Source organism: Promicromonospora panici (assembly GCF_900608595.1).
Lineage (GTDB): Bacteria > Actinomycetota > Actinomycetes > Actinomycetales > Cellulomonadaceae > Promicromonospora > Promicromonospora panici.
This window is the reverse complement of record NZ_UWYY01000016.1, coordinates 83,181-97,647: the sequence shown is the minus strand read 5'-3', so window position 1 is coordinate 97,647 and position 14,467 is coordinate 83,181. Positions and strand designations below refer to the sequence as shown.

13 protein-coding genes are annotated in these 14,467 nt (G+C 71.6%); 7 read left to right on the top strand and 6 right to left on the bottom strand.

The window, feature by feature from the left end; all coding sequences use genetic code 11:
• Window positions 1-6 precede the first annotated feature (6 nt).
• Window positions 7-1,518 carry a CoA-acylating methylmalonate-semialdehyde dehydrogenase gene (locus EW117_RS19195; RefSeq protein WP_129788316.1) on the top strand — a complete coding sequence of 504 codons (1,512 nt, stop codon included), beginning with the start codon at window positions 7-9 and terminating at the stop codon, window positions 1,516-1,518.
• Window positions 1,519-1,572: 54 nt separating this feature from the next.
• Window positions 1,573-2,667, top strand: coding sequence for a protein kinase family protein (locus EW117_RS19190; RefSeq protein WP_129788315.1), 1,095 nt, complete (start codon window positions 1,573-1,575; stop codon window positions 2,665-2,667).
• A gap of 117 nt (window positions 2,668-2,784) precedes the next feature.
• Here the strand turns inward: EW117_RS19190 and EW117_RS19185 are convergent, their stop codons facing one another.
• On the bottom strand, window positions 2,785-3,825 hold the full coding sequence (locus tag EW117_RS19185; RefSeq protein WP_129788392.1) for a TerC family protein: 1,041 nt from the start codon (window positions 3,823-3,825) through the stop codon (window positions 2,785-2,787).
• 321 nt (window positions 3,826-4,146) lie between these two features.
• Here EW117_RS19185 and fdxA point away from each other — a divergent pair, with 321 nt between their 5' ends.
• Window positions 4,147-4,464, top strand: a complete 318-nt coding sequence (fdxA, locus tag EW117_RS19180; RefSeq protein WP_129788314.1) for a ferredoxin — start codon at window positions 4,147-4,149, stop codon at window positions 4,462-4,464.
• 1 nt (window position 4,465) lies between these two features.
• Here fdxA and EW117_RS19175 read toward each other — a convergent pair whose 3' ends face one another.
• Entirely contained in the window at window positions 4,466-5,191 is a 726-nt protein-coding gene (locus EW117_RS19175) for an SDR family NAD(P)-dependent oxidoreductase (protein WP_129788313.1), read from the bottom strand.
• A gap of 121 nt (window positions 5,192-5,312) precedes the next feature.
• Here EW117_RS19175 and EW117_RS19170 point away from each other — a divergent pair, with 121 nt between their 5' ends.
• Both EW117_RS19170 and EW117_RS19165 read left to right on the top strand, forming a co-directional pair.
• Complete coding sequence (locus EW117_RS19170) at window positions 5,313-6,068, top strand: response regulator transcription factor (RefSeq protein ID WP_129788312.1); 756 nt, start codon at window positions 5,313-5,315, stop codon at window positions 6,066-6,068.
• Window positions 6,065-7,507, top strand: coding sequence for a sensor histidine kinase (locus EW117_RS19165; protein ID WP_129788311.1), 1,443 nt, complete (start codon window positions 6,065-6,067; stop codon window positions 7,505-7,507). The genes EW117_RS19170 and EW117_RS19165 overlap by 4 nt, the downstream gene beginning before the upstream one ends.
• On the opposite strand, the gene EW117_RS19160 is transcribed toward EW117_RS19165, so the two are convergent.
• Window positions 7,470-8,009 (bottom strand): SgcJ/EcaC family oxidoreductase, encoded by a 540-nt coding sequence (locus tag EW117_RS19160; RefSeq protein ID WP_129788310.1) that lies wholly within the window; start codon window positions 8,007-8,009, stop codon window positions 7,470-7,472. The genes EW117_RS19165 and EW117_RS19160 overlap by 38 nt on opposite strands.
• Window positions 8,010-8,505: 496 nt before the next feature.
• On the opposite strand from EW117_RS19160, the gene EW117_RS19155 reads away from it, so the two are divergent.
• On the top strand, window positions 8,506-11,919 hold the full coding sequence (locus EW117_RS19155; RefSeq protein WP_129788309.1) for a S8 family serine peptidase: 3,414 nt from the start codon (window positions 8,506-8,508) through the stop codon (window positions 11,917-11,919).
• A gap of 99 nt (window positions 11,920-12,018) precedes the next feature.
• Here EW117_RS19155 and EW117_RS19150 read toward each other — a convergent pair whose 3' ends face one another.
• Genes EW117_RS19150 through EW117_RS19140 form a run of 3 tightly spaced genes read right to left on the bottom strand, consistent with a single transcriptional unit; the run spans window position 12,019 to window position 13,503 of the window.
• Complete coding sequence (locus EW117_RS19150; protein ID WP_129788308.1) at window positions 12,019-12,294, bottom strand: hypothetical protein; 276 nt, start codon at window positions 12,292-12,294, stop codon at window positions 12,019-12,021.
• 28 nt (window positions 12,295-12,322) lie between these two features.
• A complete protein-coding gene (locus tag EW117_RS19145; RefSeq protein WP_129788307.1) occupies window positions 12,323-12,988 on the bottom strand; it encodes an NAD(P)-dependent oxidoreductase in 666 nt (221 codons plus the stop codon).
• Complete coding sequence (locus tag EW117_RS19140) at window positions 12,985-13,503, bottom strand: DoxX family protein (protein WP_165362777.1); 519 nt, start codon at window positions 13,501-13,503, stop codon at window positions 12,985-12,987. Before EW117_RS19140 ends, EW117_RS19145 begins: the two co-directional genes overlap by 4 nt.
• A gap of 112 nt (window positions 13,504-13,615) precedes the next feature.
• Here EW117_RS19140 and EW117_RS19135 point away from each other — a divergent pair, with 112 nt between their 5' ends.
• Complete coding sequence (locus tag EW117_RS19135) at window positions 13,616-14,461, top strand: sigma-70 family RNA polymerase sigma factor (RefSeq protein ID WP_129788305.1); 846 nt, start codon at window positions 13,616-13,618, stop codon at window positions 14,459-14,461.
• Window positions 14,462-14,467 lie beyond the last annotated feature (6 nt).

The following is a 14,467-nucleotide window of genomic DNA, read 5'->3' as shown; positions in this document are numbered from 1 at the left end:
AGCATCATGTCCCTGATCACGCACTGGATCGACGGCAAGCCCGTCGAGGGCTCCGGCGAGCGCACGCAGCCGGTCCTCAACCCCGCGACCGGCGAGCAGATCGCCACCCTCGGCCTCGGCACCACCGCCGACGTCGACCGCGCGGTCGCCTCCGCCACCGAGGCCTTCGCCACCTGGTCGCAGTACTCCCTGAGCAAGCGCGCAGCGGTGCTGTTCCGGTTCCGCGACCTGCTCGCGGAGCACACCGACGAGCTGGCGCGGCTGGTCAGCCGCGAGCACGGCAAGGTCGTCTCGGACGCCGCCGGCGAGATCGGGCGCGGTCTGGAGGTCGTGGAGTTCGCGACCGGGCTGCCGCACCTCCTCAAGGGCGAGTACTCCGACCAGGCGGCCACCGGCGTCGACGTCTACTCGTTCCGCGAGCCGCTCGGCGTGGTCGCAGGCATCACGCCGTTCAACTTCCCGGTCATGGTGCCGCTGTGGATGAGCCCGGTCGCGATCGCGACCGGCAACGCGTTCGTGCTCAAACCGTCCGAGCGCGACCCGTCCGCTTCGCTGTTCCTGGCCGACCTGTGGCAGCGGGCAGGCCTGCCCGACGGCGTGTTCAACGTGGTCCAGGGCGACAAGGAGGCCGTCGACGCGCTCCTGCACCACGCCGACGTCGCCGCGGTCTCGTTCGTCGGGTCCACCCCGATCGCCAAGTACATCCACGCCACCGCCTCCGCCGAGGGCAAGCGGGTGCAGGCGCTCGGCGGCGCGAAGAACCACGGCGTCGTGCTGGCCGACGCCGATCTCGACGACGCCGTCGACCACCTGACCGCCGCGGCGTTCGGCGCGGCCGGCGAGCGGTGCATGGCGCTGTCCGTCGCCGTCGTCGAGGACTCCGTCGCCGACGAGCTGGTCGCGAAGCTGGCCGCCAAGGCCCGGGCGGTCAAGGTCGGGGCGGGCGACGAGCCGGGCGCCGACATGGGCCCGGTCATCACAGCCGCCGCCAAGGAGCGCATCGAGGGGCTCATCAGCTCGGCCGACCGCGACGGCGCCCAGATCGTCGTTGACGGACGCGGGTACACCGTGCCCGGCCACGAGAACGGCTTCTTCGTCGGCCCCACCGTCATCGACCGGGTCGCGACCGAGCACGAGGTCTACCGCGAGGAGGTCTTCGGCCCCGTGCTCGACGTCGTCCGCGTCTCGGGCCTGGAGGAGGCCCTGGAGGTCATCAACGCGAACCCGTACGGCAACGGGACCGCGATCTTCACGTCGTCCGGCGAGGCCGCTCGCACGTTCCAGCGCGGCGTCAAGGTCGGCATGGTCGGCGTCAACGTCCCCATCCCGGTGCCCGTCGCGTGGCACTCGTTCGGCGGCTGGAAGGACTCGCTGTTCGGCGAGAGCCACGTCTACGGGCCGGAGGGCATCGCGTTCTACACCCGCGGCAAGGTGGTCACGCAGCGCTGGCCGCACCGCGCTCACGGTGACCTGCGCGGCGACGCCTCGTTCCACTTCTCGGGCGACGCCAGCAAGTAGTCTGCCGACCGGCAGACCCCTGACCGGCCGGAGGCAGACTTGACGAGCCCTGACATGTCCCGCGGTGCACGCCTGGCCGCACACGGAGCCGTTTCCACGGCGCTGTCGCTGTGCAGCGACCGCAGACTGCGTGGGCTCGTGGACGCCGGCACACCGATCGGGTTCGGCATCGGCGGCAAGACGGTCCTGCTGGAGGTCGAAGGAACCCCGGTCTTCGTCAAGCAGGTGCGCCTGACCGATCTCGAGCTACGACCCGAGAACGTTCGCTCCACGGCTGATCTCTTCGGTCTGCCGGTCTTCTGCCATTACGGCGTCGGCACCATCGGCGGCCCGGGAAATGGAGGCTGGCGCGAGCTCGCGGTGCACACCATGACGACGAACTGGGTGATCGCGGGGGACTACGAGGGTTTCCCCCTGATGTACCACTGGCGGGTGCTGCCGGACGCCGGCCAGCCGCTTCCCGAGGAGCTGGCCGATGTGGAACGGGCTGTCGCCTACTGGGGTGGCGGCACGGGAATACGCCGCCGGATCGAGGCCCTGCAGCAGTCCTCGGCGAGCCTCATGCTGTTCCTGGAGTACATCCCGCAGAGCCTGCACGACTGGCTCGACGTCCAGATCAAGGCCGGTGACGAGGCAGCCGAGCGGGCCTGCGCCTTGGTGGACGACGAGCTGGAAGCCGGTATCTCGTTCATGAACGCCCGCGGGCTGCTGCACTTCGACGTCCATTTCCAGAACATCCTGACTGACGGCAGGCGGCTCTTCTTCGCCGACTACGGTCTCGCAGTCTCCTCCCGCTTCGAGCTCACGCGGGGAGAAGCGGACTTCTTCGACGAACACCGCGGCTACGACCGGGACTACACGGCCACGTACCTGGTGAACTGGCTGACCGTCGCGGTGTACGGGTACGGACCCGAGGAACGCCGGGCGTTCGTGCGCGCGTGCGCCGAGGGGGTGTCGCCGGAGGGGGCTCCGGCGGCGGTCGCGGCCCTTCTGGTCCGCTACGCGCCGGTCGCCGCGGTGGTCGGGGACTTCTATCGCGAGTTCCAGCGGGAGAGCCGGGCAACCCCGTACCCGCTGGAGGCGATCCGCCGGGCGCACGGCCGCGCCGGTCTGACGCCGCAGGAAACCATGACGCGTGGGAGGGGGTAACGGAGAGGGAGCATTGCTCCTTCTCCGTTACCCCCTCGCACGCATATTCGTTCCCCGGTCGCGGCAGCAGGCGAACCCGGCGACCGCCGCCAGCGCGGGTTCGACTACGCGCGCCCGCTACCGGCGCTCAGGCTTCGACGTGCTCGGTGCCTCGTCGAGATCGGCCGGGCGCGGCGCGTCGTCCGGCGAGCGTCGGCCGAGGTCCACGACGTGCGCCGACGCCTGCGTGCCGCCGTCGTGCCGGGTGGCGTGAAGGCTGGTCATGGTGACCACGGCGAGGACGACGACGATCACGCCGAGCGACAGAAGCGTGGGGATCTCCGGGACGCTCGTCCAGATGCCGTGGGCCCAGTGCAGCACGAGCTTGACACCGATGAACGCGAGGATCGTCGCGAGACCGTACCCGAGGTGGACCAGCTTGCTCAGGGCACCCTGGAGCACGAAGTAGAGGGCGCGCAGGCCGAGCAGGGCGAAGGCGTTGGTCGCGAACACGAGGTACGGGTCGCTGGTGATGCCGTAGACGGCGGGGACCGAGTCCACCGCGAACACGATGTCGGTCGCGAAGACGGCCACGACCACGACCGCCAGCGGGGTGAGCATCCGCCGCCCGTTCTCCCGGACCGAGAGCCGAGGCCCGCGGTAGTCCTCGGTGACCGGCATGAAGCGGCGGATCAGCCGGACGGAGCGCATCGTGGAGACGTCCACGTCGTGGCCGCTGCCGCGGAGCTGGTCGAGCAGGATCTTGACCGCCGTCACGAGGAGGATCGCGCCGAACAGGAGGAACGCCCAGCTGAAGTTGGCGAGGACGGCCGCTCCGAGTGCGATGAAGATGCCGCGGAGCACCAGGGCGCCGACGATGCCGAGCAGGAGCACACGCTGCTGCAGTGCCGCCGGTACCGCGAAGGCGGTGAGCAGCAGCATGAACACGAACAGGTTGTCGACCGACAGCGACTTCTCGACGAGATACCCGGTGAGGTACTGGACGCCTATCTGCGAGCCGAAGGTGGCCCAGATCCACCCGCCGAAGGCGAGGGGGAGGGCGATGTAGAAGGCGCTCCAGCCCAGGGCCTCACGCATGGACACCTCGTGCGGGCGTCTCGTGATGAGGAAGTCCACGGCGATGAGGGCCAATACCGCGAGAATGGTGACTGCCCACATGGTGGGGGTGGCCACAGAGGTCACGGCAGAGGACGCGCTTGTGATGGTGGTGAGCAAGGAGTCTCCGTAGTAGATGGCTCCGAGGTCTCCTTCACCTTGCAGACAGCAGCAAGGTCGCCACCCGAGGTCGCTGGTGCGCCGTAATGACCGGATGATGTTTGGGAAGTACTCCCCCCGCACAACGAATACTACGGCACCCACTGGGCGAAACGCGCGACGGCACGGCGAGCACGGGTCCAGCTCCTCGTCCCGCTTGACCTCAAGGTAACTTGAGGTTCTACGGTGGTCGGAAGTGAGAGCCGAACCGGAAGGCCCAGCCCGATGACCTACGTGATCGCCGAGCCCTGCGTGGACGTGAAGGACCGGGCGTGCATCGACGAGTGCCCCGTCGACTGCATCTACGAGGGCGCGAGGTCCCTGTACATCCACCCCGACGAGTGCGTGGACTGCGGGGCGTGCGAACCGGTCTGCCCGGTCGAGGCGATCTACTACGAGGACGACGTTCCTGAGCACTGGCAGGGCTACTACGCGGTCAACGTCGAGTTCTTCGGCCAGATCGGCTCCCCGGGCGGAGCCGCCCGGACCGGCGTCCTGCCGTATGACCACCCGGTGGTGGCCGCCCTGCCGCCGCAGATGTGATTCAGAGCGGGGTGCCGGTCTCCTGCGCGAGTGCCTGGAGGAGCCGGTCCTGGAAGGCGGTGTCGTGGGCGGCCGCATGCGGCTCCTGCCGCTCCCGGTGGTACCAATAGCCGCCGGAGGTCAGCGCCTCCGGGTCGTCGCTGGTGGCGAGCCACTCCTGGGTGCGGTGGCCCTGCTCGAGGTCGTCCGGGGCGCCCGGCCCGCCCATCCGCGTGGGCACCCAGCCCGGATCCACGGCGTTGCTCAGCACTCCGGGGCGCAGGCGCGCCACCGCTGCCGACAGGGCGGTGACGAACAGCTTGCTGTCGCCGTACGAGCCGGGCGTGCGCCCCGACCAGTCGACCCCGTCGAGCACGGGATGCCCGCTGTGGTGCGAGCCGCTGCTCAGGTACACGAGGCGACGGGGCCCGGGCAGCAAAGCCGTAAGGAGGTACGGGGCAATGACGTTGACCGGCATGACGGCCCGGCCGCTCCACACCCCGGCGTTGTGGATGACGGCGTCCAGCGGGGCGGCGTCCGCCAGCTCGGAGGCGATGCCGCGCACGGCGTCCCGGTCGGTGAAGTCGCCGACCACGAGCTGCGCGCCCCGGTCGACGAGCTGGCTCAGGGCCTCTGCCCGGCTCGGGTTGCGGGCATGCACGACGACCTCGTGCCCCTGCGACAGGAGCGTGTCGGACGCCGCGCGGCCCAGCCCGTCAGCGGAGCCGGTGACCAGGATCCGGCTCACGATCGCACGCCATGCGTGGTCTGGTTCACGGTTCCCACGTTAAGCCGGGTCCTGTCGGTGAGGGAGGTCCTGACAGAGCCACCCGTCATCCACCACTCTGCATGAACCGTAGGGTTCACCCGTGCGCGTACTCCTGGTAGAAGACGACGAGCCGGTCGCCCAGTCACTCCGGCGCGGTCTTGTGCGGTACGGCTTCACGGTGGAGTGGGTCACCACCGGGCGTGCGGCGCTGACGGCGGTCGACGCCGTCGACACCCGGGCCGGTGACGCCCAGGACGAGAGCGCGCCCTACGACGTCGTGCTGCTCGACCTCGGGCTGCCCGACGCCGAGGGCCTGGACGTGTGCAAGGCGCTGCGCGAGCGCGGCGACGTGCCGATCATCGTGATCAGCGCCCGCAGCGACGAGGCTGACCGGGTCGTGGGCCTGGAGCTCGGCGCGGACGACTACGTCACCAAGCCCTTCGGCGTGCGGGAGGTCATCGCCCGGATCCGGGCGGTGCTGCGCCGGGCGCAGCGGCCCGGGTCTCCCGGCAGGCCCGGGTCGCGCGCGGCCGACGCCCCGGGGCCGGACCGGTACGGCTCGCGGCTGAGCATCGATCGCCGCGCGGCCCGGGTCCGCCTGGACGGCGAACAGGTGGCGCTGACGCCCAAGGAGTACGACCTGCTGTCCTTCCTCACCGAGGAGCCGGGCGCACTGATGTCCCGCGAGCAGATCATGGAAGCCGTCTGGGACGCCCACTGGTTCGGGCCGACGAAGACCCTCGACGTCCACGTGGCGGCGCTGCGGCGCAAGCTTGCCGGGGCGATCACGATCGACGCGGTGCGCGGGGTCGGGTTCCGCCTGGAGATCGTCGAGGACGGGGCAGCTGCGTCGTGATCCGCCGGCTGATCGTCAGCTACGTGCTGCTCGTCGCGGTCGCCCTGGCCGCCTTCACCGTCCCGGTGGCCGTGACGCTCACGGGCCAGCTGCGCGGGGACACCGACGCCTCGGTGCAGCGTGAGGCGACCACCATGGCGCTGCTGCTCGGCGGCGGGGACGCGGCCTCGCGCGCGGCGCTGGTGCAGATGGCCGGGGCGTACGCCGTCGAGACGGACAGCACGGTCCAGGCCGTGGACGCGGACGGCGGCGCCGTGCCGGGCCTGCCCCGGCCCGAACGGGACACCGCCGTCGACCGGGCCCTGCGCGACGGGAAGCCGACCACCGACTGGGGATCCTCCTGGTTCTGGGGACCCCACCTGGTGATCACCGTCCCGGCCCGCGCGCAGGCCGGGGCCGGGAACGGCGACGGCGACGGCGACGGCCAGGTCGTGGGCGCCGTCCGCGTCAGCTTCCCGACCGAGGAGCTCACCGACCGGTTCTGGACCATCTGGGGGTTCCGGGCGGTCCTCGCCGGGGGAGTGCTGGTGGTCGCCGCGGGCCTCGGTTACCTGGCGGCCCGCTGGCTGACCCGACCGCTCCGCCAGCTCAACGCGATGGCGAGCCGGTTCAGCGACGGCGACCTGACGGCGCGCTCGCCGGTCACCGGGCCGGACGAGACGCAGACCCTGGCCCGGACCCTCAATCAGGGCGCCGAGCGCCTCGACACCCTGGTCGCCGCGCAGCGGATCTTCGTCGCCGACGCATCGCACCAGCTGCGCACGCCGCTCACCGCGCTGCGCCTGTCCCTGGACAACATCGCGGACGGCGTCGACGACCCGTACGTGACGGAAGACGTGGAACAGGCCACCGCCGAGGTCGTACGGATGAGCCGCCTCGTCAACGGGCTCCTGGTGCTGGCCCGGGCGGAGGCCCAGGTGACCGCGGCTGAGCCGCTGCCGCTGCGCGACATCGTGCGGGACCGGCTGGCCGTCTGGCAGCCGGCCGCCGACGAGCGCGGCGTCACGATCACGCTGCTGGACGATCCCGACGACCGGCTGCAGGTACAGACCAGTCCCGGCCACCTCGACCAGGTGCTGGACAACGTGCTGTCGAACGCCCTGGAGGTGTCCCCGGACGGCGGCACCATCACAGTGCAGGCCGAGGCCCGTCCCGACGAGGTGGTGCTGGAGATCCTCGACCAGGGTCCTGGCATGTCCGACGCCGAGAAGTCCCGCGCCTTCGACCGGTTCTGGCGGGGCCAGGGGCTCACGGGCCGTTCCGGCTCGGGCCTCGGGCTCGCCATCGTCAAGCAGCTCGTGACCGACGACGGTGGCACCGTCACCCTGTGGGACGCCGCCGCTCCGGACCGCGCGACCTCGGGCGGCGGTCCGGAGCGGCGGGGCGGCCTGTGCGTGCGGATCAGCCTTCGGCCGGCGTCGCCGAGGAGTGGTGGTTGACGATCAGCCAGTCGCCGTCGATCTTCTCGTACGCGTAGGTGTACCGCGCGGTGACCTCGCGGACCTCGCCGGTCTCGGGGTCGGTGAGCGTGAAGACGTAGGTCCCGGCGTCGATCGCGGTGTTCTCGTCCAGCACGGTGACCACCGTCTCGGTCTTCTCGCCGACCGGGTCGTTCTCCTGGAAGTGCTCGAAGTAGTCGACGATCCCGTCGCGGTCGGTGCGGATCTGCGCCGAGGCCGTGGGCAGCAGCACCGCGTCGGGCGCGTAGCGGTCGGCGACGGCCTGCGCGTCACCGGTCTGCAGCGCGCTGTTCCACTCGTCGAACAGGGCGGTGATCTCCTTCTCCGTGGGCTCCTTGCCGGGCCCGTCGGCGGTTCCTTCGTCGTCGGCCGTGGCGATGCCGGTGATGCCCACGGTGGCGGCGGTGGTGAGGACTGCGGTGATCGCGACGAGGCCGACTCGCTCACGCATCCGGCGGGGCTTTTCGGTCTGGGACTGCATCACAACTCCAGTGAGTGGAAGGCCGTGACCTCCTGTGGCGGAGGCCGTTCCCGGGTTCGATCGGGAGTGGTTCCACCCTCCCCGGGGGCCGGGAAACGGCTGTGCAACGGAGATGCAGCGTGCGTACAGGGCTTCGGAAAGATTCAGCGGGTGAGGCCCGTCGCCACCGTCTCGATCATCAGCTGGAGAGTGTCCCGGTAGCGCCGAACTCGTCGCGGTGCACCTCCACCTCGGCGCCGCGCTGGCCCGGGCCGAGCTGCAGATCGTATTCAGGATTCTGCTCGACCGCTCTCCCGACCTCGCGCTCAGCTCGCCACACGAGCCGCCGGCCTGGTAGCAGGTCACGGACATCGTCACGCCCGTCCTCGAAGTCGCCGCCGTCTGGACCCCAACCCGGACTAATTCCGCAGGTCACGCAACCTCCCGTCCCATCCCGTGCGTCTGAATGCCGTGGCGCCGCACAGGCGGCGCGCTCGACTCGGACGGGAGAAACCCGATGCGCAAGAGAGCAAGTGCAGCGGCGGTCGCGGTGGCGATCACCCTGGGCGGGGGAACGTGGGCGACCGCGGCCGTCCCGCAGGACACACCGGCACCGCACCACGAGCAGGAGCGTTCGACAGTCGCGACAAAGGGCCGGCCGGCGACCGTCACGCTGCTGACCGGCGACGTCGTCACGGTGCACACCGCGGCCGACGGTTCGACCGCGGCGACGGTCGAGCCGGGCCCCGGCCGCGAGCACATGGCGTTCTTCCAGCAGCGCGAGGGGGACCACCTCTACGTCATCCCGCGCGACGTCGCGCAGCTTGTGCCCAGCCGCCTGGACCGCGCGCTGTTCGACGTGACCGGCCTGGTCGAGGCCGGGTACGACGACGCCTCGCGCGACTCGCTGCCCGTCATCGTCCAGACGGCGGCCGCCGCCGAGGCAGCCGCAGCCACCGACGACGAGGACACCGCCGGCTCTCCGGACGACAGCATCCGCGCCGCCGCACCAGCCAAGCCGAACTGGGCGGCGTCGGGCATCACGCCCGACCGGAACCTGGAATCGGTGGGCGCGGTGGCCGACGTCCTGCCGAAGGGTCGGGCGGCGAAGCTGCTCGGAGCCCTCGCGGCGCCCGTACCTCCGGCCGGCCCGGACGTCTCGACCAAGGCAACAACAGGCACCATCGGCCACGTCTGGCTGGACCAGCCCGTCCGCGCCTCCGACGCCGACTCCACACCGCAGATCGGCGCCCCCGAGGCATGGGAGGCCGGTTTCACCGGCGAGGGTGTCACCGTCGCCGTGCTCGACTCCGGCATCGACGCGACGCACACCGACCTCGACGAGGCGGTGGTCGGCGAGCGCGACTTCACCGGCAAGGGCGACGTGACCGACGGCGCCGGCCACGGCACGCACGTCGCCTCGATCCTGGCCGGGTCGGGCGAGGCGTCCGACGGCGTGAACAAGGGCGTCGCACCGGACGCCGACCTGCTGGTCGGCAAGGTGCTCGACGACAACGGCGACGGCTCGCTGTCCGGCGTCATCGAGGGCATGGAGTGGGCGGCCGCGGAGGGCGCTGACGTCGTGAACCTGTCGCTGGGCAGCCTGTTCTTCGACGTCCCGTCCCCGGACGCCGTAGCGGTGGACGAGCTGACCGACCAGTACGGCACGCTGTTCGTCATCTCCGCGGGCAACTACGGTGAGCTCGGCGAGGGCACCGTGGGCTCGCCCGGCATCGCGGCGAAGGCCCTCACGGTGGGCGCTGTCGACGACGCCGACGACGTCACCGTCTACTCCAGCCGCGGCGGCTCCGACCAGGGGCTGCTCAAGCCCGACGTCGTCGCGCCGGGTGACGGGATCGTCGCCGCGCGGGCCGCGGGCACGACGGCGGGCGACGTCGTCGACGACCTGCACGTCGCGCTGAGCGGTACCTCCATGGCCGCCCCGCACGTCGCGGGCGCGGCGGCAGTGCTCAAGCAGGCCCGGCCCGACCTCGACGCGACGGCGCTCAAGTCCGCGCTGATGGGCTCGGCCGAGCCGACGGGCGCGGACGTCTGGGCCGAGGGCGCGGGCCGGATCACCGTCCCCGGCGCCATCGCGCAGGAGGTCACGGCCACGCCGTCGGTCTCGTTCGGCACCTTCTCGTGGCCGCACGACGGCGAGTCGGCCAACGGCACCGTGACCTACACGAACGGGGGCTCGAACGACGTCACGCTCGCCCTGGCGGCCGACGTCGCCGACTCGGAGGGCACCGACGTCGCCGGCGCGCTCACCCTGTCGGCGGACTCCGTCGTCGTGCCGGCGGGCGGGACCGCATCGGTCGACGTGACGGTCGCCGACGGCCCGGGCGCGATCGGTGCCATCGGCGGGACACTCGTCGCGACCGGGACGGACGGCACCACCGTGCGCACGCCCGTCGGCTGGGCCAAGGAGCGCGAGTACGTGAACCTCACGGTGCGCGCCGTCGACCGGGCGGGCGAGCCCGTCACTGCGGACACGTGGGGCGCCGCGATCAAGCTGGATCCCGATAACGGCGGGGTCTTCGGTACGAACCTCTTTTTCGAAGATGGGGTAGCCACGGCGCGCGTCATCCCCGGCGTCTACAGCCCCGTAGCGTTCATCGAGACGCTCGGCGAGGAGGGTGAGGTCACCGGCGCACTGTTCCTGAGCAACGCCGAGGTCGACGCCACCGCCGACGCCGAGGTGCTCCTGGACGGGACGACCGCCGAGGAGGTCACGACCTCGACGCACCGCCCGGCCGAGCTGGCGTCCCTGGGCCTCTCCGTGGAGACGGAGGACTCGGCGGAATGGGCCTACGCCGGGGTCAACGTGATGTATGGGCCGGGAACGGACCTCGCCCTGACCCCGGTACCCGCCGCGACCCACGGCGACTACGACACGATCGTCCAGGCGACGCTGCTCGCGCCCACGACAGGGGACGAGGTGGCGCCCTACCGCTACGACCTCGCCCACCACAGCGAGGGCGTGGAGGTTCCGGCCCTGCGGGGCGACCGCCGCACGACGGTCGCCGTCGATACCTCGTACGGCGCTTCGGTCGGCGACACCCACCTCGCGGAGCGCATGTACTGGGAGCCGGGCACCATCATCGCCGGCGGCGCGGTGGAGCCGGTCCCCGTCGGCACGCGGCGCACCGAGTACCTGACGGCGCTGCCGGGCCGGTGGTACCTCCGGTCCGAGATTCAGGAGGACGGCGTGGGCGTGGTGCTCGCCGAGGCTGAGCGACACATCTGGAGCGAGCCGGGCCGGGCCCGGCAGGGGCTGGCCGCGGGTGTGCTGAGCGCGGGGATCTACGCGGAAGGGCCGATCGAGCAGCGCGGTGGCGAGCTCTGGCTCGGCCCGTGGCCTCGGGTCGACGACGACGGCGGTGTGCTGTGGGGCGCCGACGTCAAGCAGCGGCTACGGGTCTGGCAGGACGGTGAGCTGATCCACGACGAGGGCGGTGACGCCTACCCCGTCGTCCCGGAGGGCGGGGCGGACTACCGGATGCTGATGGAGAGCACGCCCGGCGACCCCGCGTACCGGCTCGCCACCAGCGTCTCCTCCCAGTGGAAGTTCCACGCGCGGTCCGACGTCGCCGACGAGGCCGTCCCGCCGCTGCTCGACACGACCTGGCGGGTCCACGGGCTCAAGCCGTCGGGCTCCGCGCCCGGGACCACCCGGGTGCGGGTCGCCGTCGGCTACCAGGACGGCGCCTACGACATGTCGCAGGTCGAGGGCGCCCGCTTCTGGTGGTCGGCCGACGACGGTGGCACCTGGCACCAGGCCAAGGTGACGAGGACCGGTGACGGCATCTACGACGCGACGGTCAAGGCGCCGGCCGGCACCGAGCACGTCTCGCTCAAGGTCGAGGCGTGGGACGAGGCGGGTGCGTCGGTCGCCAAGACGGTCGTCCGGGCGTACGCCGTCGACTGATCGAGGCAGGAAGGGCGTCCTGGCACACCCTCCCGTCAGGGCGCCTTCCGGGCGCGAGGTGGCCACCCGTGGGGCGGGCGGCCACCTCGCGTCGTGTGATCAGTTCTTGGTAAGACTGCCGCGGCGGGTGAAGTCATTGCCGCCCTCGTCAGTTCCGGTCATGAGGTAGGCCTGCTCCTGGCCGTCGGTGGCGATGGTCCAGAACCTGATCGTTGTCACGGCGGACTCGGTCCTCCTGACAACGGGTTGATTGCTCGATTTTCTTGGGATCACGGTGCGGATTGCTGTCTGGGTGGCTTCGATGAGGGCGTGCAGCAGCGGGTGGTTGTCCTCCCGGCGCCAGGCGATGACCACATCAACGCCGTCCGCGCTCACCTCACCCCGATGAGCGCGTACGACAGCATCAGTTCGCGGCGCCGACCGCCTGACCGATCATCGTCGGGTCGTCCAGGACTCGGAGCATGAGGTGGGCTGTGTCCGCACGTGACAGCCGCACGCCGCCGGGAACGCTGTGCCCGACCGCGGTCCGATACCGGCCGGTCACCGGCCCGTCACTCAGGTAGGGCGGCCGGACGGCGGTCCAGTCCAGCCCGCTCGTGCGTAGCACGTGTTCCATCATGGCGACATCGACGAAGTGGGCGCCCAGGACACGTCGGCCCAGCGGCGTCGCGATGTACCGGTTCCAGAAGCCGGCTCCGGGTTCCCGCCGGGGCGGGTTCGGCCGGCTCGGGGTCGGGACCGTGGAGACCCCTGAGCCGCTGACGGCGACGATGCGGCGGCAACCGGCGTCGTGCATGGCCTGCGCGAGTGCCCGGGTGCCGGGCTCGACGATCCCGTACTCGCCGGCGCCGCGCGGGCCGAGACACGACAGGACGGCGTCCTGGTCCACGAGTGCGGCGCGCAGGGCTGTCGGGTCGGGCGCGGCAAGATCGACCGTGGCCGCGCGGACCGGCCGGTGGAGTTTCGCGGGGTTGCGGACGAGGGCCGTGACCGAGTGTCCGGCGGCGAGGGCCTGGTCGACGAGGTGTCGGCCCACGCCACCCGTGGCCGCGACGATCGCGAGCTTCATACGTGTGTTCCTTCGATGGAGCGGACGGCCGCGTCGCGCGCCTCGGCACGCGATGGCGCGGGCATCCGGAAGACCACGACGAGGGTGACGACGATCGCCACTACGAGGACGGCGATCACGGCCACCAGGAGATCGGCCCCCAGTGACGGTCCGGTCGCCAGGAGGTCCCAGCGGCCGACGGCGACCGCGCCAGCGAGCATCGCCCAGAGCGTGGTCGCCAGCCCGGGCAGCCACTCACCGGCCCGGATGTGGAAGCCGGTCGCCATCAGCGTGACGACCGCGAGGCCGACCGCGGCCAGCGGCGTGGTCCACTCGAAGCCGCCCAGGAGCAGCGGGAGAACGAGCGCGACCGACGCGGCAAGCTCTGCGACGCCGATCAGGATTGTCACCGGGCGCGGGATGTCGTCGAACCCGAGCCAGCGGTCGATACCGCGGCCGAGGACCTTGGGCAAGCCGCCGAAGAGGAAATACAGGGCGAGAATGATCTGCGCCGCCCACAGGGTGGTGGTGAGCATGGTGCTCCTTGGGTTCGTCGGCGGACGGGCTGTCCGCCGGTGCGGGGACAGGACGAACCACTGTGCTCGGATGTGACTGTCACACCGGAGGGGGCACGATCGTCCTGTGCGCATGAGCGAAACCGAACGCATAGCCGCCGCCTCGCGGGACGACCGGGCCTACCTGCTCGCCGTCGCGAACCGGATCCTCGTCGACCCCACCGAAGCCGAGGACGTGGTGCAGGACGCGTTCGCGCGCCTCACGGCCCAGGACGTCGGCGAGATCCGGGACCTGCGCGGATGGCTCGTCGTGGTGGTGCGGCGCCTCGCGCTGGACCGGATCGGTTCGGCGCACGGGCGGCTGTCGGCGCCGCACGACCCCACCGCATGGAGCTTCGACGCCGTCGCCGACGCACCGGACCCGGCCGACCGGGTCACCCTGGACGACGAGATCCGGCGCGCGCTGTCCGTCGTGCTGGCGCAGCTCACGCCCGGCGAGCGCGCGGCCTTCCTGCTGCACGACGTGTTCGGGATCCCGTTCGACAGCGTGGCGGAGACGGTCGGCCGGACGCCCGCCGCCGTCCGCCAGCTCGCCAGCCGCGCCCGGCGGGCGATCCGGGAGTCCGGCCCGACGCCGGAGGCGCCCCGCATCGACCCCGAGCTGCAGGACGTTGTGGACAGCTTCATCGCGGCGTGCGCCGGGGGAGATCTCCATGCGCTCGCCCGGGTGCTGCACCCCGACGTCTCAGGCTGGGCGACCGTCCGCGGCAAGCGTGTCGGGTTCGACACCGGCGCGGAGCGGGTGGCCGCCGGATCCCTGCGCTACCTGGGCCCGAGCTCGGGCTGGACCCTGGCGCCGCTGGCCCTGGACGACGGGATGGCCGTGGTGGCCACGCGGGACGGCGACCCGGTGGCGCTGATCCGCCTGCTGATCACGGACGGGCTGGTCGCGGCGATCCACACGGTCCTGCTGCGCTGAGCGCCC